At 64.0% G+C, this 24,796-nt stretch carries 22 protein-coding genes; 8 read left to right on the top strand and 14 right to left on the bottom strand.

What is annotated here, in order from left to right; translation table 11 throughout:
* Nucleotides 1–235: 235 nt before the first annotated feature.
* Together JNA92_RS07390 and JNA92_RS07385 are read left to right on the top strand one after the other, a co-directional pair.
* On the top strand, nt 236–655 hold the full coding sequence (locus JNA92_RS07390; protein WP_241804085.1) for a phasin family protein: 420 nt from the start codon (nt 236–238) through the stop codon (nt 653–655).
* Complete coding sequence (locus tag JNA92_RS07385; RefSeq protein WP_431312454.1) at nt 582–1,433, top strand: phasin family protein; 852 nt, start codon at nt 582–584, stop codon at nt 1,431–1,433. The genes JNA92_RS07390 and JNA92_RS07385 overlap by 74 nt, the downstream gene beginning before the upstream one ends.
* A gap of 128 nt (nt 1,434–1,561) precedes the next feature.
* Here JNA92_RS07385 and JNA92_RS07380 read toward each other — a convergent pair whose 3' ends face one another.
* From JNA92_RS07380 to gshB, 14 genes are all read right to left on the bottom strand, one after another.
* The gene (locus JNA92_RS07380) at nt 1,562–2,176 is read right to left on the bottom strand and encodes a TetR/AcrR family transcriptional regulator (protein WP_241804083.1); all 615 of its coding nucleotides are present in this window, start codon (nt 2,174–2,176) and stop codon (nt 1,562–1,564) included.
* 13 nt (nt 2,177–2,189) lie between these two features.
* Nucleotides 2,190–3,872 (bottom strand): class II poly(R)-hydroxyalkanoic acid synthase, encoded by a 1,683-nt coding sequence (gene phaC, locus JNA92_RS07375; protein WP_241804082.1) that lies wholly within the window; start codon nt 3,870–3,872, stop codon nt 2,190–2,192.
* A 54-nt stretch (nt 3,873–3,926) separates the two neighbouring features.
* A complete protein-coding gene (phaZ, locus tag JNA92_RS07370; RefSeq protein WP_241804081.1) occupies nt 3,927–4,778 on the bottom strand; it encodes a poly(3-hydroxyalkanoate) depolymerase in 852 nt (283 codons plus the stop codon).
* Between the two features lie 63 nt (nt 4,779–4,841).
* Complete coding sequence (phaC, locus tag JNA92_RS07365) at nt 4,842–6,521, bottom strand: class II poly(R)-hydroxyalkanoic acid synthase (protein WP_241804080.1); 1,680 nt, start codon at nt 6,519–6,521, stop codon at nt 4,842–4,844.
* 352 nt (nt 6,522–6,873) lie between these two features.
* Nucleotides 6,874–7,251 carry a gamma-butyrobetaine hydroxylase-like domain-containing protein gene (locus JNA92_RS07360; RefSeq protein WP_241804079.1) on the bottom strand — a complete coding sequence of 126 codons (378 nt, stop codon included), beginning with the start codon at nt 7,249–7,251 and terminating at the stop codon, nt 6,874–6,876.
* A gap of 255 nt (nt 7,252–7,506) precedes the next feature.
* On the bottom strand, nt 7,507–8,850 hold the full coding sequence (gene hslU, locus JNA92_RS07355) for an ATP-dependent protease ATPase subunit HslU (protein ID WP_241804078.1): 1,344 nt from the start codon (nt 8,848–8,850) through the stop codon (nt 7,507–7,509).
* Nucleotides 8,851–8,926: 76 nt separating this feature from the next.
* Nucleotides 8,927–9,457, bottom strand: coding sequence for an ATP-dependent protease subunit HslV (gene hslV / locus JNA92_RS07350; protein ID WP_012312406.1), 531 nt, complete (start codon nt 9,455–9,457; stop codon nt 8,927–8,929).
* Between the two features lie 171 nt (nt 9,458–9,628).
* Entirely contained in the window at nt 9,629–10,900 is a 1,272-nt protein-coding gene (locus tag JNA92_RS07345) for a dihydroorotase (protein ID WP_241804077.1), read from the bottom strand.
* Entirely contained in the window at nt 10,897–11,901 is a 1,005-nt protein-coding gene (locus tag JNA92_RS07340; protein WP_241804076.1) for an aspartate carbamoyltransferase catalytic subunit, read from the bottom strand. The genes JNA92_RS07345 and JNA92_RS07340 overlap by 4 nt, the downstream gene beginning before the upstream one ends.
* A 13-nt stretch (nt 11,902–11,914) precedes the next feature.
* Nucleotides 11,915–12,433 (bottom strand): bifunctional pyr operon transcriptional regulator/uracil phosphoribosyltransferase PyrR, encoded by a 519-nt coding sequence (gene pyrR / locus JNA92_RS07335; protein ID WP_241804075.1) that lies wholly within the window; start codon nt 12,431–12,433, stop codon nt 11,915–11,917.
* 49 nt (nt 12,434–12,482) lie between these two features.
* Complete coding sequence (gene ruvX / locus JNA92_RS07330) at nt 12,483–12,908, bottom strand: Holliday junction resolvase RuvX (RefSeq protein WP_012312410.1); 426 nt, start codon at nt 12,906–12,908, stop codon at nt 12,483–12,485.
* Nucleotides 12,908–13,477, bottom strand: coding sequence for a YqgE/AlgH family protein (locus JNA92_RS07325; protein ID WP_241804074.1), 570 nt, complete (start codon nt 13,475–13,477; stop codon nt 12,908–12,910). Before JNA92_RS07325 ends, ruvX begins: the two co-directional genes overlap by 1 nt.
* A gap of 141 nt (nt 13,478–13,618) precedes the next feature.
* Complete coding sequence (locus JNA92_RS07320) at nt 13,619–14,521, bottom strand: energy transducer TonB (RefSeq protein WP_241804073.1); 903 nt, start codon at nt 14,519–14,521, stop codon at nt 13,619–13,621.
* A 147-nt stretch (nt 14,522–14,668) separates the two neighbouring features.
* Nucleotides 14,669–15,622, bottom strand: a complete 954-nt coding sequence (gene gshB, locus JNA92_RS07315; RefSeq protein ID WP_241804072.1) for a glutathione synthase — start codon at nt 15,620–15,622, stop codon at nt 14,669–14,671.
* Nucleotides 15,623–15,864: 242 nt separating this feature from the next.
* Here gshB and JNA92_RS07310 point away from each other — a divergent pair, with 242 nt between their 5' ends.
* The 6 genes from JNA92_RS07310 to JNA92_RS07285 are packed head-to-tail and all read left to right on the top strand — an operon-like array spanning nt 15,865 to nt 24,655.
* Nucleotides 15,865–16,266 carry a response regulator gene (locus JNA92_RS07310; RefSeq protein WP_241804071.1) on the top strand — a complete coding sequence of 134 codons (402 nt, stop codon included), beginning with the start codon at nt 15,865–15,867 and terminating at the stop codon, nt 16,264–16,266.
* A 47-nt stretch (nt 16,267–16,313) separates the two neighbouring features.
* On the top strand, nt 16,314–16,679 hold the full coding sequence (gene pilH / locus JNA92_RS07305) for a twitching motility response regulator PilH (RefSeq protein WP_241804070.1): 366 nt from the start codon (nt 16,314–16,316) through the stop codon (nt 16,677–16,679).
* Nucleotides 16,676–17,230, top strand: coding sequence for a chemotaxis protein CheW (locus JNA92_RS07300; protein WP_241804069.1), 555 nt, complete (start codon nt 16,676–16,678; stop codon nt 17,228–17,230). Before pilH ends, JNA92_RS07300 begins: the two co-directional genes overlap by 4 nt.
* A 47-nt stretch (nt 17,231–17,277) precedes the next feature.
* Nucleotides 17,278–19,302 (top strand): methyl-accepting chemotaxis protein, encoded by a 2,025-nt coding sequence (locus tag JNA92_RS07295; RefSeq protein WP_241804126.1) that lies wholly within the window; start codon nt 17,278–17,280, stop codon nt 19,300–19,302.
* A gap of 9 nt (nt 19,303–19,311) precedes the next feature.
* Nucleotides 19,312–24,201, top strand: coding sequence for a hybrid sensor histidine kinase/response regulator (locus JNA92_RS07290; RefSeq protein WP_241804068.1), 4,890 nt, complete (start codon nt 19,312–19,314; stop codon nt 24,199–24,201).
* Nucleotides 24,194–24,655, top strand: coding sequence for a chemotaxis protein CheW (locus JNA92_RS07285; RefSeq protein ID WP_241804067.1), 462 nt, complete (start codon nt 24,194–24,196; stop codon nt 24,653–24,655). The genes JNA92_RS07290 and JNA92_RS07285 overlap by 8 nt, the downstream gene beginning before the upstream one ends.
* Nucleotides 24,656–24,796 lie beyond the last annotated feature (141 nt).

The following is a 24,796-nucleotide window of genomic DNA, read 5'->3' as shown; positions in this document are numbered from 1 at the left end:
AGCTCCAGTTTGCAAATGAGCGCGAACACTAGAGGCGGCGAGGTTACCGGGTGAGGTAAATACGTCGCACGCCCGGGTACATTGGACGAAGCGCGCAGGATATGGAGATCGGTTGCAACGGGCAGTCATGTACTGCCTCTGCTTAGGGTGAAGATTCTAATTTCTGTCTCTACCTTATGCTCAAGCCCACCTCCATGGGCGGTTCCTCTCCACTCGTGAGCATGAGGTACAGAACATGGCTAAAGTAACCGTGAAGAAAAAGGAAGACGCCCAAAGCACGCTGGGCGAAGTGCGCGGCTATGCGCGCAAGATCTGGCTGGCAGGCATCGGCGCTTATGCCCGGGTTGGCCAGGAGGGTTCGGACTACTTTCAGGAGCTGGTAAAGGCCGGTGAAGGGGTCGAGAAGCGTGGCAAGAAGCGCATCGACAAAGAACTCGATGCCGCCAACAACCAGATCGACGAAGCGGCCGAAGAAGTCAGCCGCGTACGTGGCAAGGTCGAAGTGCAACTCGACAAGATCGAGAAGGCTTTCGACGCGCGGGTCGGTCGCGCCTTGAATCGCCTCGGCATTCCGTCTAAACATGACGTTGAGGCGTTGTCCATCAAGCTTGAACAGCTGCATGAGCTGCTCGAGCGCGTCGCGCACAAACCATAAGGAGAGCAGGATGGCTGGCAAGAAGAATTCCGACAAAGACGGCAGCTCCTGGGTCGGCGGGATCGAGAAGTACTCCCGCAAGATCTGGCTGGCAGGGCTGGGTATCTATTCGAAGATCGACCAGGACGGCCCGAAGCTGTTCGACTCGTTGGTCAAAGATGGCGAGAAGGCCGAGAAGCAGGCGAAGAAAACCGCTGAGGATGTGGCCGATAACGCCAAGGCCTCGACCACTTCGCGTGTTTCTGGCGTGAAGGACCGTGCACTGGGCAAGTGGAGCGAGCTCGAAGAAGCCTTCGACAAGCGCCTGAACAGCGCTATCTCGCGCCTTGGCGTGCCAAGCAGGAACGAGATCAAGGCCCTGCACCAGCAGGTCGATAGCCTGACCAAGCAGATCGAGAAACTGACCGGGGCTTCGGTCACGCCGATCTCGTCGCGCGCCGCGGCAGCCAAGCCTGCAGCCAGCAAGACTGCAGCCAAACCGCTGGCCAAGGCAGCTGCCAAGCCTGCAGCAAAAACGGCGGCGGCCAAACCCGCGGCCAAGACTGCTGCGGCCAAACCCGCCGCGAAACCTGCAGCCAAACCCGTTGCTGCCAAGCCTGCGGCAAAGCCTGCTGCTGCGAAAAAACCGGCGGTGAAAAAGGCACCGGCCAAGCCGGCCGCTGCCAAGCCGGCAGCACCCGCAGCCAGCGCCGCACCGGCCGCTACTGCAGCGCCAGCACCCAGCGCAGCTCCCGCCAGCAGCGCTGCGTCGGCACCGGTGAGCGCTACCGAGGCCTGATACCGCGTCGCCGTCATCGCCGGCAAGCCGGCCCCCCACACGTACTGCGCAAGCGTTGAAACCCGCGCAGTACTTGGGGGCCGGCTTGCCGGCGATGGGGCCAGGCGCGCCCCCGGAAATCTTTACCCCTACCCCTCCAGGTAGCGCACCGCCAACTGCTCCGCCGCTTCACGCGCTGGCGCCTGCAGATGCGGCGCCACCAGCATCATCACCTGATACACCACGATCCCTACATCCCCCTCGCGCCCCAGTACCCGCTGGTAATCCAGCGAGAACAGGAGCGTCAGGGTGATCTGCTCCACCAGCTGTCCCAGCCCCTGGGTTTCACTGACCACCTGGCCCTGGCCTTTGAGGCTGGCCAGCAGTGCCGCCAGTGTGCGTTTAAGTGCATTGATCAGGCTGCGCATGCCCCGTGCCAGCTTGGGCAGGCGCCCGGTCAGGTTCGACAGGTCCTGGAACAGGAAGCGGTACTGGGCCATGCGTTCGACGATCAAGTGAAGAAAAAGCCAGTAGTCCTCGGCATCCAGGCGCACTTCCAGGGGCGGGTCCAGCAGCGGCATCAGCGCTTCTTCGAAGCGCTCGAACAGGCCGATTATCAAAGGCTCCTTACCGTGGAAGTGGTAATACAGGTTGCCTGGGCTGATGCCCAGCTCGTTGGCAATCTCAAGCGTCGAAACGTTGGGCTCGCCCTGCTGGTTGAACAGCTGCAGGGCGCATTCGAGAATACGGTCGCGGGTCTTCATCCAGTCGTTGTACTCATCGGGTCAGGACATAGGTGCCTGGCGCGGGGCCCAGCGGTGGATAGGTCGCGTTGCCCAGCTCCACTCGCGGCGCCTTGAGCGGGCCGGAACGGGGGGTGATCCACTCCAGCCACAGGGGCCACCAGCTGCCGTCGTTGCGCTTGGCATCGTGGAACCAGGCACGCGGGTCACTCGATAGCCTGGGGTTGTCCAGGTAATAGGCCTTGGGGTTGCCGGGCGGGTTGATGATGCTCTGGATGTGCCCGCTGTTGGCCAGCACGAACCGCCGCTCGCCGCCCAGCAACAAGGCCGAACGGTACACGGCATCCCATGGCGTGATGTGGTCGTTGCTGCCGGCCACGGTAAAACTGTCGAGGTTGACCTGCTTGAGGTCGATAGGCGTGCCGCAGACCTCCAGCCCGGCGGGGTGGGTGAGCGGGTTGAGCTTGAAGAAGTCCAACAGTTCGCCATGCAGTGCAGCGGGCAGCCGCGTGCTGTCGGCATTCCAGTAGAGAATGTCGAAAGCAGGCGGCGTCTTGCCCAGCAGGTAGTTGTTGACCCAGTAGTTCCAGATCAGGTCGTTGGGCCGCATCCAGGCGAAGATCCGCGCCACTTCGCTGCCATCCAGTACCCCGCGCTGGTAGGAGCGGCGCTTGGCCGCTTCGATGGTCTGCTCGTCGGCGAACAGGCTGGCGGGGCTGTCGAACTTGCTGTCGAGCAAGCTGACCAGGTAGGTGGCGCTGCGCACCCGGCGTAGTTGGTGCTTGGCTTGCAGGTGGCCCTGCAGCGCGGCCATGGTCAGGCCGCCGGCGCAGGCGCCCATCAGGTTGGGGTCGCGGTTGCCGCTGATGCTGCGGCAGGCGTTGAGGGCTTCTTCAAGCGCCTCCACGTAGCTGGACAGGCCCCATTCGCGGTGGCGCGGGTCGGGGTTGCGCCAGCTGACCATGAACACCTGCAAACCGTTCTTGAGCATGAACTGGACGAAACTGTTGTTCGCCTGCATGTCGAAGATATAGAACTTGTTGATCTGCGGTGGCACCACCAGCAAAGGCCGAGCGTGCTGTTTCTCACTCATCGGCTTGTACTGGATCAGTTCCAGCATCTCGTTGCGAAACACTACCGCGCCCGGCGTTGCCGCCAGGTTGCCGCCGACTTCGAAAGCCCGCTCGTCCACCTGGCGCGGCAGGCCGTCGTTGTGCCGCAGGTCGTCGAGCAGGTGGGCCACGCCGCGCACCAGGCTCTGCCCGCCGGTATTGAGCAGTTCCTTGACCGCCAACGGATTGAGCAACGAGTTGCTCGGTGCCAGGGCGTCGTTGATCTGGTTGAACAGAAAATGCGCCCGGGCCCGGTCATCGTCGTCCAGGTGGCTTTCATCTATCCACAGGCGGGTCTGCTTCTGCCAGGCCAGGTAGGCCTGCAGGCCACGGCGGTAAAACGGGTTCTGGCTCCATGTCGGATCGCTGAAGCGCGCGTCCCGCGGGCTTGGCGAATAAGGCGTGTCGCCGAGCATGACGCGACCCAGCTGGCCGCTCAGGGCAAGCAGGTGGCGTGCGGTATGCATGGGGTTGAGCAAACCATGCCGGCCAACATTGCGCAGCGTGGAAATCAGGTCGCGGCCGCGCAGGCCGACGATCGCGTTCTGTGCGTTCATGCTGATGGCTGGGAGCGTTGTCGTTCCTTTGGCCGGTTTGTCTTTCATGGCAGCACTCCTTCGTCAGGCCACGGTCGGGACAGAACAACAGCAAACAGCACCCTAGCCGCCGGAGGCCGGGCGGGGGTGCATGACCGCGCGCTGACGTTCTTGCTCGAGGAACTTCATGATGATCGGGGCGACGGCTTCGGCCCGGGTGATCAGGAACAAATGACCGTCGTCGATAATATGTAGCTGGGCATTGGGAATTCGCCAGGCCAGCAAGCGCATGTTGATCAGCGGGATCAGCGGATCGTCGTCGCCGGCCAGCACCAACGTGGGCTGCTGGATCCTGTGCAGCCAGTGGATGCTGGTCCAGCCCAGCCCGGCGAACAACTGCCAGTAGTAGCCCATCTTGCCGCCGGAGCGCACTTTGGATGCATGGTGCATGGCAAGGTCAGGGTCACGGCGAAAGGCGCCGCCATAAATCAGCGGCGCGATACGGATCACATGCGAGGGCTGGATGTAGCGCCGGGGGCTGGCCATGTTCCACAGCACCCGGGGCTTACCCGGTACCATGAATGCACCGGCGGCGGTGGCGGCCAGCACCAGCTTCTTGCAACGCTCTGGGTAGTCATGGGCGAACTGCTGGGCCAGGGCGCCCCCCCAGGACACCCCGATCGCGTTGACCTGGCCGTAGTCCAGGTAGTCGAGCATGCGCGCGGTCAGCTTGGCCAGGCCGGGGAAGCGATAGGGGCGGCGAGGGGTGGAGGAGCCACCCACGCCCGGCACGTCGAAGGCAATGACTTCGAGGTCCGGGTCCAGCGCTTCGATGAACGGGAAAACCAGCTCCAGGTTGGCGCCGATACCATTGAAGATCAAGAGCGGCGTCAGGTGCGGCTTGCCTGGGCGCACGGCAGTGCGGATGGACTGGTCGTCCAGCTCGACGGTCCGGAATATGTAGTGTGACGACATGCGCATGACTCTGTGGTGAATGAAGCGCCGTGGCCTGCCCGTGGGCTGCCACGGCGTTACAACTCAACGTTCGTGAACGTAAGTTCCCGGTGCGGCTTCACCTGCGACGTAGGCACGGTTGCCCAGGCGGGTCGGCGCCTTTTTCAGCTCGCCGGCGCGCTCGCTCAGCCATGTCTGCCAATACAGCCACCAGGAGTCGGCATGTTTGTCTGCGTTCTCTTGCCAGGCCAAAGGGTCCCCGGGGCGGTCCACACCGGTCAGGAAGCGTGCCTTGGGGTTGCCTGGCGGGTTGAGGATGCTCTGGATGTGGCCGCTGTTGGACAGGACAAATTCGATCTTGCCGCCAAACAGGTGCGCCGAGCGGTAGCACGACTGCCACGGGGTAATGTGGTCGGCGGTGCCGGCCACGCTGAAGATGTCGCACTTGACCTTTTTCAGGTCGATGGCGGTCCCGCACACTTCCAGTGCATCGGCGCGGGTCAGCGGGTTGTTCTTGAACATCTCGATCAGGTCGCCGTGGAAGGCCGCGGGCAGGCGTGTGGTGTCGTTGTTCCAGAACAGGATGTCGAACACCGGCGGCTCGTTGCCGAGCAGGTAATTGTTGACCCAGTAGTTCCAGATCAGGTCGTTGGGGCGCATCCAGGCGAACACCTTGGCCATGTCGCTGCCTTCGAGCACGCCGGCCTGGTAGGAGTGGCGCTTGGCCGACTCGAGGGTCTGCTCGTCGACGAACAATGCGACCTGGGTATCCAGGGTGGTATCCAGCACGCTGACCAGCAGGGTGAGCGCATTCACCTTCTTCTCGCCCAGCGCGGCGTAGTGGCCGACCAGCGCGGTGCAGGTGATGCCGCCGGAGCAGGCGCCGAGCATGTTCAGGTCCTTGCTGCCGGTAATCGCCAGGACCGCGTCGACCGCTTCCTTGAGTGCGTCGATGTAGGTCGACAGGCCCCACTCACGCTGGGCTTTGGTCGGGTTGCGCCAGCTGATGATGAAGGTCTGCTGATGCGAGCGCAGGCAGAAGCGCGCCAGGCTTTTTTCCGGGCTCAGGTCGAAGACGTAGAACTTGTTGATCTGGGGCGGCACCACCAGCAAAGGGCGGCTGTGCACCTGTTCGGTGATGGGGCTGTACTGGATCAGTTCCAGCACGTCATTGCGGTACACCACGGCGCCTTCGCTGGTGCCGAGGTTCTTGCCCACTTCAAAGGCGTCCATGTTGACCTGGCTGGGCATGCCGCCGTTGTTGACCACGTCCTTGGCCAGGTTGGACAGGCCGTCGAGCAGGCTCTTGCCGCCGGTTTCGAAGAACCGTTTGACCGCCGCCGGGTTGGACAGGGTGTTGGTCGGTGCCATGGCTTCGGTCATCAGGTTGATGACGAATTGCCCGCGGCTGATGTCCTGGGGCGACAGGTCGCTGCTGCCGATCCAGTCCTGCAGCTCCTTGCGCCAGGCCAGATAGGTTTGCAGGTAGCGGCGGTACAGCGGGTTCTTGCTCCAGGCCGGGTCCTGGAAGCGGCGGTCGTCGCCTTCGGGGGCCAGGCTGGACTTGCCCAGCAGTACGTTTTTCAGCTCCAGGCCGAAATGTGCCACGTGTTTGGCGCTGTGCAGCGGCTGGCGCACGGCCTGGCGCAGCACGGTACGCGCAGAGCTCAGCAGGTCTTTGCGGCGAATGCCGATGACCGGGTTCAGGCCCAGGGTGTTGTCCGAGGCTTGCCGCTGCAACTCATCGTTGTTCTTGTTACTCATCTACGACGCTCCGTTGTCCTGAGACGAGTACCGGTTTGCTGTGGCGCATGCACAGTCGACAGCCCGGTACTGCTACTCGGGTGACCAGTGATAAGGAACAGCGGTGCTGCGGGCCGGATGCTATCGGCGATGAGCTGCGGGGGAGTCTGCGTGTGAAGACAGCCTGCTTTCGCTCGCGACCTCTACATACCAGCCATGCCCTGACTGCCTTCAAAGCAATGCAGGGAACTTGCCAGCTCCATTGGTTACCCGACTTTCATGTAATGCGCAAGACAGCCCATGAATGAGCTGTCTGTAGGGCATTCAAGCAGATGAGATTAGAAAATGCGCTCTAAACCGTGGAAGGCTTGAGCTAGAGCATCAGTTTGACCACTGTTTCGGCAGGATCGCGGGATTTGCCGGCCTTGTGCAGTTCATCGAGGTACTCGGCCCAGAGTTGTTTCTGGCGCAGGCACAGCTGCTCCAGGTACTCCCAGGTGAACAGCCCGCTGTCATGGCCGTCGTCGAAGGTCAATTTCAGTGCATATTGGCCAGCGGGCTCGAGGCCGCTGAGGCCGACATTGAGTTTGCCGAATTGCAGGATGGGGTTGCCGTGGCCCTGGACCTCGGCGGAGGGTGAGTGCACGCGCAGGAATTCGGCGGGCAGGTGGTAGACCTCGTCGGGACCGTAGGTGAGGCTGAGTGTCCTGGAGGCTTTGTGCAGGTTGATGGCGGTGGGCATGCGGGCCATGGTCTGAATCTCTTCTGAGCGACAAGTTGCAAGCTTCAAGCTTCAAGCTGCAAGCTGCAAGAAGTGATAGTAGAGCCACCCCACAAGGACCATCTGAACGCAGTGCCGCAAGCGACGCCAAACAGCTTGTCGCTTGCAGCTTACAGCTCGAAGCTGCAAGAAGTGACAGTAGAGCCACCCCCGCAAATACCATCTGAACGCAGTGCTGCAAGCGACGCTAAACAGCTTGTCGCTTGCAGCTTACAGCTTGCCCGCTTAGAGAATGTAGCGCGACAGGTCTTCGTTCTGCGCCAGCTCACCCAGATGGCCGTTCACATAGGCTGCGTCGATCTGGATCGGCGCTTCGTCATGGGCGCTGGCCAGGTCGCCAGCACTGAACGACAGCTCTTCGAGCAGGCGCTCGAGCAGGGTGTGCAGGCGGCGGGCACCGATGTTTTCGGTCTTCTCGTTGACCTGGTAGGCGATCTCGGCCAGGCGCTTGATACCGTCGGCCTTGAACTCGATGTTCAGCCCTTCGGTCTTGAGCAACTCGCGGTACTGTTCAGTCAGCGAAGCGTGCGGCTCTTGCAGGATGCGCTCGAAGTCCTCTGGGGTGAGTGCCTTGAGCTCGACACGGATCGGCAGGCGGCCTTGCAGTTCAGGGACCAGGTCGCTCGGCTTGCTCAGGTGGAACGCGCCAGAGGCGATGAACAGAATGTGGTCGGTCTTGACCATGCCCAGCTTGGTGTTGACCGTGCAGCCTTCGATCAGCGGCAGCAGGTCGCGCTGCACGCCTTCACGGGACACATCAGCACCACCGACGTTGCCACGCTTGGCCACCTTGTCGATTTCGTCGATGAACACGATGCCGTGCTGCTCCACCGCTTCCAGAGCCTTGGCCTTCAAGTCATCATCGTTGACCAGGCGGCTCGCTTCTTCGTCGCGAACCATCTTCAACGCTTCCTTGACCTTGAGCTTGCGCGCCTTGCGCTTGCCCTTGCCCATGTTGGCGAACAGGCTCTGCAGCTGGTTGGTCATCTCTTCCATGCCGGGCGGCGCGGCGATTTCGACGCCTACAGCGTCGGCCACCTCGATTTCGATTTCCTTGTCGTCCAGCTGGCCTTCACGCAGGCGCTTGCGGAACAGCTGGCGGGTATTGGAGTCGCTGCTGGTCTGCGCGGCTTCTTCGCTGAAGCTGGTGACCCGGGCCTGCGGCAGCAGGGCGTCGAGAATGCGGTCTTCAGCGGCATCTTCGGCGCGGTGGCGCACGCGGATGATCTCCTGCTCACGCAGCATCTTCATGGCCGCGTCAGCCAGGTCGCGGATGATCGATTCGACATCGCGGCCAACATAGCCCACCTCGGTGAACTTGGTCGCTTCGACCTTGAGGAACGGTGCGTTGGCCAGCTTGGCCAGGCGACGGGCAATTTCGGTCTTGCCAACGCCGGTGGGGCCGATCATCAGGATGTTCTTGGGCGTCACCTCGGCGCGCAGCTCGGCAGGCAGCTGCATACGGCGCCAGCGGTTGCGCAGGGCGATGGCCACGGCGCGCTTTGCGTCGTCCTGGCCGATGATGTGGCGGTTGAGTTCGTGGACGATCTCGCGGGGGGTCATGGACATGATGAAAATGGTCCTCGAGCAGAATGAGTCAGCGTGGAAAAGCCCCGTCACCGGGACGGGGCGCCAGAACAGCTGATCACTCGGCCAGGTCCTGCTCCTCGATGGTCAGGTTGTGGTTGGTGAACACGCAAATGTCACCGGCGATGTTCAGTGCGGTCTCAGCGATTTCGCGGGCCGAGAGGTCAGTCTTGTTCAGCAGGGCACGGGCTGCGGCCTGGGCGTAGGCGCCGCCGGAGCCCATGGCGATCAGGCCGTCTTCTGGCTCGACCACGTCACCGTTGCCAGTGATGATCAGCGATGCGTCCTTGTTGGCCACGGCCAGCATGGCCTCCAGGCGGCTCAGGGAACGGTCGGTACGCCATTCCTTGGCCAGCTCGACGGCGGCACGTACCAAATGGCCAGAGTGTTTCTGCAGTTGGGCTTCGAAACGCTCGAAGAGGGTGAACGCGTCGGCGGTGGCGCCGGCGAAACCGGCGATGACCTCACCGTTGTACAGGCGGCGTACCTTTTTGGCGTTGCCTTTCATGACGGTGTTGCCGAGGGATACTTGGCCGTCGCCGCCCATGACGACTTTGCCGTGACGGCGGACAGAAACGATGGTGGTCAAGGGAGAGTCTCCACGCAGCGGGGCAAAATTGCCTGATGCAGACTCATATGGGGGTGGGGGGAAGGATTTCAACCATTGGCGACGAGCTGCAAGCTGCAAGCGGCAAGAAAAACCGGCGGGCCTGCTTTTCTTGCAGCTTGCAGCTTGCAGCTTGCGGCGTGCTACGCGGGCTCAGCCCTCGTGGCAGACATGCCCGTCGACCACGGTGTAACGCACCGCGCCGGGCAGGCAGTGGCCGATGAACGGGCAGTTGTCGCCGCGCGAGTACCACTGCTCGCCGGCAACCGTCGAGGCCTTGGCATCGAACAGCACCAGGTCTGCCGCACCACCCACCTTCAGTTCGCCCGCCGGCAGGCGCATGGCGGCCGCGGGGCCGCTGCTCAGGCGGGCGAGCAGGGTCGGCAGGTCGAGCAGGCCATCGTCGACCAGCGTCATGGCCAGTGGCAGCAGCAGTTCGACACTGCTGATACCTGGCTCTGTGGCACCGAACGGGGCCAGCTTGGCATCGCGCTCGTGGGGCTGGTGATGGCTGGCGATGGCTTGGATCACGCCCGATCTGACCGCTTCGCGCAGGCCATCGCGGTCGGCGGCGCTACGCAGTGGCGGTTGCACGTGGTAAAGGCTTGAGAACTCGCGCAGCGACTCGTCGGTGAGGATCAGCTGGTACAGCGCCACATCGGCGGTCACCGGCAGGCCAAGTTGTTGGGCCTGGGCGATCAGCTGCGCGCCACGGGCGCTGGTGATCTGTGTGAAGTGCGCACGTACGCCGGCCTGTTCCACCAGCAGCAGATTGCGCGCCAGGGCCACGGTCTCGGCGGTTTCCGGGATGCCGGGCAGGCCGAGGAAACTGGCCATCGCGCCTTCATGGGCCAGGCCGCCTTGTGCCAGGTCGCGGTCCTGGGAGTGGAAGACCACGGTCAGGTCGAAGGTGGCGGCGTATTCCAGGGCGCGGGCCAGGGTACGGTTGTTGGGGATTTCTTTCAGGCCGTTGCCGAAGGCCACGCAGCCGGTGTCACGCAGGGCGACCAGTTCGGCCAGTTGCTCGCCTTCCAGGCCCTTGGTCAGGGCGCCGATGGGGTAGACCTTGCTGTTGCCGGCTTCACGGGCGCGGTCGAGGATCAGTTCGGCCACTGCCGAGGTATCGAGCACCGGCTTGGTCTGCGGCGGGCAGCACAGGCTGGTGACGCCACCGGCTACGGCGGCGCGGGTTTCACTGGCGATGGTGCCCTTGCGGCTGTAGCCCGGCTCGCGCAGCGATACGCCGAGGTCGACCAGGCCGGGTGCGGCGATCAGGCCGTCGGCCTGGATCGTACGGCTGGCACTGAAGCCGGCCGGGGCCGCGCCGATGGCGGCAATTCGGCCACCGTCCAGGTGCAGGTCGGTGACGTGGTCCAGGCCACTCTTGGGGTCGATGACCCGGGCGCCAAGAATGCTGAGGGTCACTGGGCGTTCTCCTGGTCGAGTTGACGTTGCGTGTTCTGCCCGCTCATGGCCATGGACAGCACCGCCATGCGCACGGCGATGCCGTAGGTGACCTGGTTGAGGATCACCGAGTGTTTGCCATCAGCCACTGCCGACTCGATCTCCACGCCGCGGTTGATCGGCCCCGGGTGCATGACGATGGCATCCGGCTTGGCGCCGGCGAGGCGCGCGGTGGTCAGGCCGAACAGGCGGTAGAACTCACCCTCGCTGGGCAGCAGGCCGCCAGCCATGCGCTCACGCTGCAGGCGCAGCATGATCACCACGTCGACGTCCTTCAGGCCTTCGGTGAGGTCGCTGTAGACCTTCACGCCGTACTGCTCGATACCGATCGGGATCAGGGTTTTCGGGCCGATCACGCGGATATCCGGGCAACCCAGGGCCTTGAGCGCGAGCATGTCGGAGCGGGCTACACGCGAGTGCAGGATATCGCCGACGATCGCCACGGACAGGTTCTCGAAGCTGCCTTTGTGGCGGCGGATGGTCAGCATGTCGAGCATGCCTTGGGTCGGGTGCGCATGGCGGCCGTCACCGCCATTGATGACCGCGACATCCGGGCATACATGCTCGGCGATGAAGTGCGCGGCACCGGAGTCGGAGTGGCGCACGACGAACATGTCGGCGGCCATGGCTTCGAGGTTGCGCAGGGTGTCGAACAGGGTTTCGCCCTTGCTGGTCGAGGAGGTCGACACATTCAGGCTGATCACGTCGGCCGACAGGCGCTGGGCGGCCAGTTCGAAGGTGGTGCGGGTGCGGGTCGAGTTTTCGAAGAACACGTTGCACACGGTCTTGCCGCGCAGCAACGGGACTTTCTTGACGGCCCGTGCGCCGACTTCGAGGAACGAGTCAGCGGTGTCGAGGATCTCGGTGAGCAGTTCGCGGGGCAAACCGTCGAGCGAGAGGAAGTGGCGCAGCTGGCCCTGATCATTGAGCTGCAGCGGGCGCTTGGCGTCGATTGGCGTCATCGCGGGTGGACTCTTAAAGGGCGGAAGCGGTGGCGAGGTCCTGGCGCTCGAGTGCGAGCGGTGTGGGGCCGGTCAATTTTACCCGTTCATGGGCCGCCAGCGACAGGGTGGCGCCCAGCACGTTGGGGCGGATTGGCAGTTCGCCAGCATCCAGGTCAAGCAGGCAAACCAGGGTCACGCTGGCCGGGCGGCCGTAATCGAACAGTTCGTTGAGCGCGGCGCGGATGGTGCGGCCGCTCATCAGCACGTCGTCGATCAGCACCAGGTGCTGGCCTTCGACCTCGAACGGCAGCTCGGACGGGCGCACTTGCGGGTGCAGGCCGTTCTGGCTGAAGTCGTCGCGGTAGAAGGACACGTCCAGGGTGCCCAGTGGGCTGGTATCGGCCAGCTCCTGCTGCAGGGCCTGGGCTACCCAGACGCCGCCGGTGCGGATACCGATGTAGCGCGGCTCGGTAATGCTGCGGCGGGCGAGATGGGCGCGAAGGTCGACAGCCATCTGCCGGATCAGGTCGGCGGGATTGGGTAGGCTCATTGCGTGTCTCCAGGAGGGCGCCGGGTTGGCCCGACGGCAAAGCGGAAAATTAGGTGTTGGCCTCCAGCCAGCCTTGCAGCAGCAGGGCCGCGGCGATGGCATCGACCGGGTTGTCACGGTAGCTGCCGCGCTGGCCGCCGCGGGCCATGCGCTCACCCTTGGCCTCGAAGGTGGTGAGGCGTTCATCGTGGGTGTGCACTGGCAGGTTGAAGCGGCCGTTGAGGCGACGGGCGAACTTTTCGGCGCGGGCGCTCATTTCGCTTGGCGTGCCGTCCATGTTCAATGGCAGGCCGACGACGATAGCATCGGGCTTCCACTCATTGATCAGTTTTTCCACCTGGGCCCAGTCCGGTACGCCATTTTGCGCCTTGAGCGTGCACAGCTCACGTGCCTGACCGGTCACTACCTGGCCGACGGCCACGCCAATCTGTTTGCTGCCGTAGTCGAAGCCCAGCAGCAGGCGCAGCTCGGCCATCAGGCGTGCCCCGCCTGGCTGGTCAGCAAGCTGAGGTTGATGCCCAGGCTGGCGGCTGCGGCAGCCAGGCGCTGTTCACTGCCCAGGCCAAAGATGATGTCCGGGTCGAACGGGCAGTTGAGCCAGGCGTTGTCGGCGAGCTCCGCCTCCAGTTGCCCCGCTTCCCAGCCGGCATAGCCCAGGGTGATCAGGCTCTTTTCCGGCCCAACACCTTCGGCGATGGCGAACAGCACATCCTGCGAGGTGGACAGCGACAGCCCCTGCAGTTCGACAGTGGCCTGGTAGCTGCATTCGCTGCTGTGCAGTACGAAACCGCGGTCGGTCTGCACCGGGCCACCTTGGTAGATCGGCACCTGCAGGGTGCTGGCCGGCGGTTCCTCGTCCGGGCGCAACTGCTCGAGAATGTCCGCCAGGTTCAGCTCCTGAGGTCGATTGACCACCAGGCCCATGGCGCCATTGGCGTTGTGCTCGACGATGTACGTGAGGGTCTGGGCGAAGTTCGGATCGGCCATGTGCGGCATGGCGATCAGGAACTGATGCTTGAGGTAGCTCGGGGCGAGGGTTTTCATGAGGGATAGTGTGGCGCCAGGTGGCGAGGCTGACAAGGCATTCGAGCTGCAAGCTGCAAGCTGCAAGCTGCAAGAAAAAGCAGGGTGCTCACCGATCGGCCTTTTCTTGCAGCTTGTAGCTTGCAGCTTGCAGCTTCCCGCTCAATTGCTGGAAAGCCTGTCGCCACGGGCGAACCGCCAGGTGCGGATGATTTCCAGCCTGTCGTATTCCGCCAGGTCTCCGGTAAACGGCGCAAATGGCGCTGCCAGCCGCACGATGCGCTGCGCGGCCTGGTCCAGCACTGGCTGGCCGGACGACTCCAATACCAGCACTTCATACAACGACCCATCGCGGTTGATCGACACCATCATCCGCAGGTTGCCGTAGATCTGCTGGCGGCGTGCTTCGTCGGGGTAGTTGAGGTTGCCCACCCGCTCGACCTTCTTGCGCCACTCCTCCTTGTACCAGGCACCCTTGTCGCGCATGGTCGAGGCAGCGTTCAGGCGGTGGATGCGCGGGCGCTTGGCGTACATCTGCTGCTCGTTGGACAGCTCCGCCTCGAGGCTGGCGATCTGGCTCGACAACTGCGAACTGTCAAAATCCGGCGTAGCTGCCGGTTTGGGCTGCGGCTTGCTTTCCTTCGGCTTGGGCTCAACCTTCTGCGCCTTGGGCGCTTGGGTGGCCACCGCGGACTTTTGCGGTACAGGCGGCGGTTTCACCTCAGGCTTAGCCGCCGGCGGCGGGGTGACCTTGTTGATCTTGCTGTCCTGGAACGGCGCGATCTCGGTGGTGGTGGGCACCGCCTTCTTCTCCAGGGTGCCGCTGCCTTGCTGGTTGGCCTGGGCCTGGAAATCGGCCTTCTCGGGCGGCTTCTCGCTTTTGAAGGTGGCCAGGGTGATGTCCATGGTCTGGCGGATTTCAGCCGGCTTGACCACGGTAAAGCCCACGCCGAGGATCAGCGCCAGGTGCACCAAGGCAGCCAGGAACAGGGTAAAACCAAGCCGGTCCACCGGGCGAACGCGCGGTGGAAGCAGGTCGGAGGGGATGTCGGCGGGCAGCGTCATCAGGTATCCACAGTCAGCTTCAAGCTACAAGCCGCAAGCTGCAAGTAACGGCAGACTGGTGCAGGCCAACGTCTTATTGCGGCTTGCAGCTTGAAGCTTGCGGCTGCGCATCATACCCCACTCTGCGCTTTTGCTCCGCGTCGGCGGTCAGCGCGCCTTCAACTGGCGATCAATGGCATCCATCAGCTTGCCACCGATGTCGGTGTTGTAGGCCGCGTCGATCTCGCGGATGCAGGTCGGGCTGGTGACGTTGATCTCGGTGAGGTAGTCGCCGATCACGTCAAGGCCGACGAACAGCAGGCCTTTCGCACGCAGGGTCGGGCCGACCTGGGCGGCAATCCAGCGGTCACGTTCGCTCAGCGGGCGTGCTTCGCCACGCCCGCCAGCGGCCAGGTTACCGCGCGTCTCACCGCTGGCCGGGATGCGCGCCAGGCAGTAGTCGACCGGTTCGCCGTCGATCATCAGGATCCGCTTGTCGCCGTCCTTGATGGCCGGCAGGTAGGCCTGGGCCATGATTTGCTGGGCGCCGAGCGCCGTCAGGGTTTCGAGAATGACCGACAGGTTGGGGTCACCCGCCCGGTGGCGGAAGATCGAGGTGCCACCCATGCCGTCCAGGGGCTTGAGAATCACATCGCCATGCTGGGCGGCGAAGGCCCGAATGATGTCCGGGCGGCGGCTGACCAGGGTCGGCGGCGTGCACTGCGGGAACAGGGTGGCGAACAGTTTTTCGTTACAGTCGCGCAGGCTCTGCGGGCGGTTGACCACCAGCACGCCTTCGGCTTCGGCCTGCTCCAGCAGGTAGGTGCTGTAGACGAATTCCATGTCGAACGGCGGGTCCTTGCGCATCAGGATCACGTCCAGTTCGGCCAGCGGGCTGTCCTGCTCCTCGTCCAGCTCGAACCAGCGCTCAGGGTCGGCGAACACGGTGAGTGGGCGCATCCGCGCGCGGGCCTTGCCTTCGGCCTGGTACAGGTCGCGCTGTTCCATGTAGAACAGGCTCCAGCCACGGGCCTGGGCGGCCAGCAGCATGGCCAGCGAGCTGTCCTTCTTGTAGGAGATGGACGCGATTGGGTCCATGACAATGCCGAGGCGAACGCTCATGGGGGTGGTTCCTCTTGGCGGCCGGTAGCCGCGACGAATCGAAAGAAAAGTGGCTCAGGGTGGCGCCGCCAACGCCGCGGGTCAAGGGGTGCGGTGGATGGAATGGCCACCCGGAGTGTGCTAAAAATGAGCTGCAAGCCTTAAGCTACAAGCCTCAAGAAAAACCTGGCCTTGTGCCGGTGCAGCTTTTCTTGCCGCTTGACGCTTGCACCTTGCAGCTCAATTTCTTCTGGTAGGCATCTATGGAACAACCCCTGAAGGTGATGGTGATCGACGATTCACGCACGATCCGCCGCACCGCGCAGATGTTGCTCGGTGAAGCAGGCTGCGAGGTGATCACCGCCAGCGACGGTTTCGATGCCCTGGCCAAGATCATCGACCACCAGCCGCAGATCATCTTCGTCGACGTGCTCATGCCGCGCCTGGATGGCTACCAGACCTGCGCCGTGATCAAGCACAACAGCGCCTTCAAGGACATCCCGGTGATCCTGCTGTCGTCGCGCGATGGCCTGTTCGACAAGGCGCGCGGGCGGGTGGTCGGCTCCGACCAGTTCCTGACCAAGCCATTCAGCAAGGAAGAGCTGCTCGACGCGATCAGGGCCCACGTGCCCGGGTTCGCGGCGCACGAACAACACGCACCCTGACCACGCCCGAGGCGGTGTGGCCTTTATTTTCCTGATGGGGAAACAGCATGGCCCGAGTTCTGATTGTCGACGATTCGCCGACAGAGATGTACAGGTTGACCGAGTGGCTGGAAAAGCATGGCCACCAAGTGCTCAAGGCCAACAACGGCGCTGACGCTGTGGCCCTGGCCCGCCAGGAAAAGCCCGACGCGGTACTGATGGACATCGTCATGCCTGGCATGAACGGCTTCCAGGCCACCCGGCAATTGACCAAGGACCCGGAAACCAGCGCCATTCCCGTACTCATCGTTACCACCAAGGACCAGGAAACCGACCGTATCTGGGCGCAGCGCCAGGGCGCGCGCGGCTTCGTCACCAAGCCGGTGGAAGAACATGCCCTGATCGCCAAGCTCAACGAAGTGCTGGGCGCTTGACCACCCGCCCCCAAGGCGCGTCGCTGACCGCCTTCGAGCTGTTGCTGGATATAGACCGGCGCTGCCGCCTGCTGGTGGCCGACCAGCCGCCCCAGGACATGCGCCTGCAGCAATGGAGCGGTATCGGTTTTCGCATTGCCGGGCAGTGGTTCGTCGCGCCGATGGGCGAGGTGGCCGAAGTGACGCGCGAGCCGCGCAGCAGTCGGGTGCCGGGCGTACAGCCTTGGGTGTGCGGGGTAGCCAACCTGCGCGGCAGGTTGTTGCCGGTGATGGACCTGAGCAGCTTTTTCGGCCTTGGCCCTGCGGCACCGGGCAAGCAGCGTCGGGTGCTGGTGCTGGACCATGAAGACCTGTTCGTCGGCCTGCTGGTGGACGAAGTGCTCGGCTTGCAGCATTTTGCCCTGGATACCTTGGAGCTTTCGCCCCCCCAGCCGCTGATCCGCGCCGCTGCACGGTTCGTTCAGGGGCATTTCCCGCGTGAGCGCAACTGGGCCATCTTCAGCCCCTTCGCCCTGGCCCAGGCGCCGGGCTTTCTCGACGTGGCGCTATAGGACATTCGAACGTGAACAAGCCGGCCACCAATGTCGCCCCCAGCAGCATGACACCGCGCACGCGCAGCATCGTTCAGATCACCGTGCTGTTCGTGGTGCTGATTCTGTCGATCATTCTGCTGTTCGCCAATTTCGCCTACCTCAACACCCAGTCCAACCACGACAAGCAGTACATCGGCCATGCGGGTGAGCTGCGCGTGCTGTCGCAACGCATCGCCAAGAATGCCACCGAGGCAGCAGCGGGCAAGGCTTTGGCCTTCAAGCTGCTGTCGGATGCGCGCAACGACTTCGAGCGGCGCTGGAGCTACCTGCGAGAGGGCGACCCGTCCACCGGCCTGCCAGCCGCGCCGGTCAAGGTGAAGGATGAAATGGAGGCGGTGCTTCAGGACTGGGAAAACCTGCGCAAGAACACCGATACCATCCTTGCCAGTGAGCAGACCGTACTCTCGCTGCACCAGGTGGCGGCGACCCTGGCCGAAACCGTGCCGCAACTGCAGGTCGAATACGAGAAGGTGGTGGAGATTCTGTTGCAGAGCGGCGCCCCGGCCAGCCAGGTGGTGGTTGCCCAGCGCCAGCTGCTGCTCGCCGAGCGCATTCTGGGTTCGGTCAATACCGTGCTGGCGGGCGACGATACGGCGGCGCAGGCTGCCGATACCTTCGGCCGCGATGCCAGCCGCTTTGGTCAGGTACTCGAAGGCATGCTGGCGGGCAATCCGGCGATTCAGGTGACCCGCGTCGAAGATGCCGACGCACGGGCGCGCCTGACGGAAATCGCCGAGCTGTTCCAGTTCGTCGCCGGATCCGTCGACGAAATCCTCGAAACGTCGCCAGAGCTGTTCCGCGTGCGTGAAGCGGCCGGCAACATCTTCAGCCTGTCGCAAACGCTGCTCGACGAGGCCTCGCACCTCGCCAACGGCTTCGAAAACCTGGCCGCCGGACGCACCCTCGATACTGTCGGTGGGTATGTACTGGGCCTGCTGGCGCTGGCCTCGATCATCCTGATCGGCCTGGTGATGGTCCGCACTACCCACCGCCAGTTGCAAGAAACCGCCGAGAAGAACGAGCGCAACCAGCAGGCGATCATGCGCCTGCTCGACGAAATAGAAGAACTCGCCGACGGCGACCTGACGGTGACGGTCTCGGTGACCGAAGATTTCACCGGCGCGATCGCCGACTCGATCAACTATTCCGTTGACCAGCTGCGCGACTTGGTAGCCACCATCAACCACAGCGCCGAGCAGGTGGCAGCGGCGGTACAAGACACGCAGAACACCGCCCGCCAGTTGGCCAAGGCCTCCGAGCATCAGGCCGAGCAAATCAGTGAGGCGTCCGAGGCGGTGGGCGACATGGTCGAATCGATCGACCGGGTTTCCGCGCATGCCTACGAGTCGGCCAAGGTAGCCGAGCGTTCGGTGGCGATCGCCAACAAAGGCAACGAAGTGGTGCACAACACCATCAATGGCATGGACAACATCCGCGAGCAGATCCAGGACACCGCCAAGCGGATCAAGCGCCTGGGTGAGTCTTCCCAGGAAATCGGCGACATCGTCAGCCTGATCGACGACATTGCCGACCAGACCAACATTCTCGCGCTCAATGCCGCCATCCAGGCTTCGTTGGCGGGAGAGGCCGGTCGTGGCTTTGCCGTGGTGGCCGATGAAGTTCAGCGTCTGGCTGAGCGTTCATCTTCGGCGACGCGGCAGATCGAGGCACTGGTACGCACCATTCAGGCCGATACCAACGAGGCCGTGATCTCCATGGAGCAGACCACCGCCGAGGTCGTGCGCGGCGCACGCCTGGCGCAGGACGCCGGGGTGGCGCTGGCCGAAATCGAGGGGGTGTCGCAGACCCTGGCCGAACTTATCCACAGCATCTCCGACGCTGCCCAGTTGCAGACTTCGTCGGCCGGGCAAATTTCCCACACCATGTCGGTCATCCAGCAGATTACCGCGCAGACCTCCGCGGGCTCCGGCGCCACCGCCGACAGTATCCGCCACCTGGCGCGGATGGCCAGCGAGATGCGCCGCTCCGTGTCCGGTTTCACCCTGCCGGCACCCGCCGAGCGGCGCTGAGGAGTCATGATGGCTGCAGCAACAAGCCCCGAGCGCCATGATACCGTCGCTCTGGCCTGGACCAAGGCGTCCATCCTCGATTGCCTGGGGCAGGCGCGCCAGGCCCTTGAGCGCTTTGCCGGGGATACCGGCGATGTGTCCATCCTGGCGTTCGTGGTGGATAACCTGCACCAGGTTCACGGTTGCCTGCGCATGCTCGAACTGCGCGGTGCCACGCGCCTGGCCGAAGAGCTGGAGCTGCTGGCCAGGGCCTTTGCCGAGGGCCAGGTGAGCCCCCGCGGCGACTGCCTGGGCCCGCTGTTCCGCGGCCTTGAGCAACTGCCCTCGTACCTGGAGCGGCTGCGCGGTGCGCGCCATGACCTGCCTCTGGTCATGCTGCCGCTGCTCAACCAGTTGCGGGCTTGCCGGGGTGTCGAACCGTTGGCCCAGGGCAGCCTGATCAGCGCAGCGGCGCAGCGCTTCGCCGGCTCGGACGACCTGGCCAACCTCGACCTGTCGCTGGGCAATTGGCGGGAGCAGGTTCAGGCAGGGCCTGGGCGTGACGCGCTGCGTTCGGTGATCAGCGCGTTGTGCGACGACCTGATGCGCATCAAGGAACGCCTGGACCAGTTCGTCCGCGGGGACCGTCAGCACAGCGAACAGCTGGACAGCCTGTTGGCGCCCTTGCGTCATGTGGCCGATACCCTGGCGGTGCTGGGCTTTCAGCAGCCTCGGCGGGTCATCATCGATCAGGTAATGACCCTGCAGGCGTTGGCTCAAGGCCAACGCGCGGCGGATGACGCGGTACTCATGGATGTGGCGGGGGCCTTGTTGTATGTGGAGGCGAGCCTCAATGGCATGGTCGGCCCGCTGGAAGAGGGCGGGCAGGGCGGCTTGCCCGGTTCGGACCTGGCCGAGATTCGCCAGCTGGTGTTGAACGAATCGCTGAACGTGTTGCAGCAGGCCAAGGACCTGATCGGCGATTGTCTGGAATCCGGTTGGCCGCGCCAGCGCCTGCAACCATTGCCGGGGTTGCTGCAGCAGGTACGAGGGGCGTTGGCGATGCTGATGCTGCCGGACGCGGCGGAAGTCTTGGCTGGTTGCGCGGGTTATGTGCACGGTTGGTTGCAGCACCTGGATGTCGAGCCGCCGGCGGTTGAGCTTGACCACCTGGCCGATGCCCTCAGCGCCAGTGAGTGTTACCTGCAATGGCGGGTAGCCGACCCTCTGGCCGATGCCCAGCCTTTCCTCGCCAGGGCGCGCGCCAGCCTGGCGGCGCTCGGTGTGCAGTGCACGCTCGGCGAAGGCGCCATGGCCCAGGACGGCAGTACCGACGGGGTGGATGACGAGTTGCGCGAGGTCTTCCTGGAAGAGGCCGGCGAGCTGCTGCCGCAGATCGAGCGGCATTGGTTGCGCTGGCGCGCCGATAACAGCCTGCGGGATGCCTTGCTGGAGGTGCGCCGCGACTTGCATACGCTCAAAGGCAGTGGCCGCATGGTCCATGCTCAGGCGGTCGCCGAATTGGCCTGGGGCGGTGAGCACCTGCTCAACCGGGTACTCGAAGGGCGCACGACACTGGCCCCCGAGGGTGTGGTGGCGCTGCAGCAGGTCGTGGTGCATTTGCCCGACCTGCTGGCCGACTTTGCTGCCGGTCAGATGCCACAGGTGACCGAGATCGAGCAGTTGGCGAGCCACCTGCATGCGCTGGCGGAGAGGGATTCGCCCGCGGGTGCCGAAATCGATGGCCTCGATCCGCTGCTGCTGGACATCTTCCGCAATGAAGCCCAGGGCCATCTGGCCAGCCTGGAGGCATTTCTGCAGGGCACAGACGGTCAGGGCACCGAGGTCAGCGACACCTTGCAACGCGCCTTGCACACCTTGAAGGGCAGCGCCGCGATGGCCGGCGTATTGCCAATCGCCGAGCTCGCCACCGCGCTCGACCGGCTGGTGCGCGAGTACCGGGGGCACCACCTGCCCTTGCAAGCGGCAGAACGCCAATGGCTTGAAGAGGCACGCGGCTTGTTCCAGCTGGGCCTGGCGCAATTGACCAGCACTCCGCTGGCACCCATTGGCGGCGCGGCGCAACTGATCGAACAGGTCGGTGAAGCTGTGGACATGCGCTTGGCCAGCTTGCATGAAGAGCCGCCGCATGGACGGCGGGGCAAGCGTGACCCGCAGTTGATCGCCAGCTTCCTCGCCCAGTCGATGGACATCCTGCTGGATGCCGAGGCCCTGTTGGCGCGCTGGCAGGAGCAGCCCGACCAACGCCAGTCGCTGGACAGCTTGCTCGACGGGCTGACCACCCTCTGCCACGGTGCACACCTGGCCGACCTGTGGCAGATGGACGATGTCTGTGAAGCGCTGCTGGACCTGTACGGCGCGGTGGAAGAGGGCAGCCTGGCCGCCGATGACCGCTTTTTTGTCCTGGCACGGCAGGCGCACGAGGCGCTGCTCGACATGCTCGACGAAGTCGCTGCCGGCCAGGAGCCGACCGCCCGCCCAGCCTGCGTCGAGGGTTTGCGGAGCTTGCTGGACGACGCCCTGGCGCCCGAGGCCACTGGCCTGGTGGCACCAGGCTCGGTCACACGCCTCGATGGCCCCCCGGCGCCGGCTGAGGAGGCGGAAAACCCGGGCGACAAGGAGCTGCTTGAAGTCTTCCTCGAAGAAAGCTCCGACATTGTTGAAAGCGCCGCCGCCGCGCTTGCGCGTTGGCAGGCCGACCCGCGCAACAGCACCGAGGTGGACAACCTGCTGCGTGATTTGCACACGCTCAAGGGCGGGGCGCGCATGGTGGAAATCGCCGCTATCGGTGACCTGGCCCACGAACTGGAATTCCTGTACGAACTGCTGGCTGCCGGGCGCTTGCCACCGGGTGCCCCGTTGTTCGCCCTGTTGCAGAACTGCCATGACCGCCTGGCGCACATGCTCGACGCGGTGCGCCTGGGGCAGCCGCTGCATGCGGCGACTGCGTTGATCGACTACATCCGCAACTTCAGCAGCGCCGCCCTGACCGACAGCGTTGCCGGGCAGGCCCCGGCCGGGGCAGCACCTGCCGACGCACCTGCCGCTTCGCCCGAGCGGCCCCCCGGTGACCTGGTCAAGGTGGATGCCGAACTGCTCGATGACCTGGGCAATCTGGCAGGTGAGCACTCGGTGATCCGTGGGCGTATCGAGCAACAGGTCAATGACGCCCAATTCGCCTTGAGCGAGATGGAAACCACGCTGGAGCGCATGCGCGACCAGTTGCTGCGCCTGGACATGGAAACCCAAGGTCGGATCAGCAGCCGTCAGCCGTTCGAAGGTGACGCCTACGAGGATTTCGACCCGCTGGAAATGGACCGCCATTCCCAACTGCAACAATTATCACGGGCATTGTTCGAATCGGCCTCTGACCTGCTTGACCTGAAAGAGACGCTGGCCCAGCGCGCGCAGGAGGCGCAGGCCCTGCTGCAGCAGCAGGCGAGGGTGAACAGCCAGTTGCAGGAAGGCCTTACCGCGACGTTGATGGTGCCATTCGAACGCCTGGTGCCGCGCTTGCAACGGGTGGTGCGCCAAGTGGCCAGCGAGTTGGGCAAGCAGGTGGAACTGGTGGTCGGCAACGCCGAAGGCGAGCTTGATCGCAGTGTTCTGGAACGTATGGTCGCGCCCTTGGAGCACATGCTGCGCAATGCTGTGGATCATGGCCTCGAGACCCGGGAAGCGCGCCTGGCTGCCGGTAAACCTGAGCAAGGCACCATCCATCTCAATTTGCTCCATGAGGGGGCCGATATCGTCATCGAGATGACCGACGACGGCGCCGGCGTGCCGCTGGATGCGGTGCGGCGCAAGGCGATCAAGCGTGGCCTGCTGGACCCCCAGGCCCACCTGAGTGACCACGAGATCCTGCAATTCATTTTGCGCCCGGGGTTTTCCACCGCAGAGAAGATCACCCAGATCTCCGGGCGTGGCCTGGGCATGGACGTGGTGCACGAAGAGGTCAAGCAACTGGGCGGCTCGATGAGTATCGAGTCGGCGCAGGGCAAGGGCGCACGCTTTCTGATTCGCCTGCCGTTCACGGTGTCGATCAACCGTGCCGTGATGGTTCACCTGGGTGAGGAGCAGTACGCCATCCCGCTCAATACCATCGAAGGCATCGTGCGGGTGCCGCCGGCCGAGCTGGCTATCTGTTACCAGCGGGATGTGCCGCGCTACGCCTATGCTGGCCATGAATACGATTTGCGTTACCTGGGCGAGCTGCTGCAAGGCCTGCCGCGGCCGAGCCTTCTGGGCCAGAGCGTGCCATTGCCGGTGTTGCTGGTGCATTCCCAGCAACAGTCGTTCGCGATCCAGGTCGACAGCCTGTCGCCGAGCCGCGAGATCGTGGTGAAGAGCTTGGGCCCGCAGTTCGCCGCCGTGCCAGGGTTGTCCGGCGCGACCTTGCTCGGTGATGGTCGGGTGGTGCTGATTCTTGATCTGCTTGGCCAGTTGCGCGGCCAGCAGCGCCGCCTGGCGCGGCTGCCGGGTGGTAGCGGGGTGCAGCGCACGCTGTTCGGCCCGGCGCCGCGGCGGGCATTGCTGGTGATGGTGGTGGATGATTCGGTGACCGTGCGCAAGGTGACCAGCCGCCTGCTGGAGCGCCATGGCATGAGCGTGCTGACGGCCAAGGACGGTGTGGATGCCATGGCACTGCTGGAAGAGCACCGCCCGGATGTGTTGCTGCTGGATATCGAGATGCCGCGCATGGATGGCTTTGAAGTGGCCACCCGCATTCGTCGCGATGAGCGCCTGAAGGACCTGCCGATCATCATGATCACCTCACGCACCGGGCAGAAGCACCGCGACCGGGCCATGGCCATCGGTGTCAACGACTACCTGGGCAAGCCGTATCAGGAGTCGGTGCTGCTGCAGAGTATCGCCCATTGGAGCCAAACCCATGCTTGAGTTGATCGCAGGCCAGCGCAGCAGCCTGACCGGCCTGTTGTTGCCGTTGGGCGACCGAACCCTGGTGTTGCCCAATGTGGCTGTGGCCGAGCTTATCGGCCAGCGCAACCTGGTGTGCCAGCGTGCCCAACCGTCCTGGCACCTGGGGTGGATCGACTGGCGCCAGCAGCACCTGCCGCTGATCGGCTTCGAGGCAGCGTGCGGTGGTGAAACCCCGTGTGGCGAGCGGGCGCGTATCGTGGTGCTGAACGCTTTGGGCGATACCGGCCTGCGATATCTGGCGGTGTTGCTGCAGGACATCCCACGCTCGTGCAAGCTCGACAGCCAGCTGAATTATGTGGATGTGGCGTTGGCCAGCCTGGAGTTGGCGGCGGTGCAGGTGGGCGAGCAGGTGGCACGGGTGCCTGACCTGGTTGGGCTGGAAAGGCTCGTGCGTGACGCGCACCTGCCATGACAGCAGCTGCAAGCGGCAAGCTTCAAGCTTCAAGCTGATCGCGTTGAGTGGGAGAGTATCGCTCTTGCTCTTGCTCTTGCTCTTGCTCTTGCTCTTGCTCTTGCTCTTGCTTGCAGCTTGCAGCTTGCAGCTTGCCGCTCG

The organism is Pseudomonas putida (assembly GCF_022627325.1).
Lineage (GTDB): Bacteria > Pseudomonadota > Gammaproteobacteria > Pseudomonadales > Pseudomonadaceae > Aquipseudomonas > Aquipseudomonas putida_X.
Note: the sequence above shows the minus strand (reverse complement) of the source record. Positions and strands in the feature narration are given on the sequence as shown.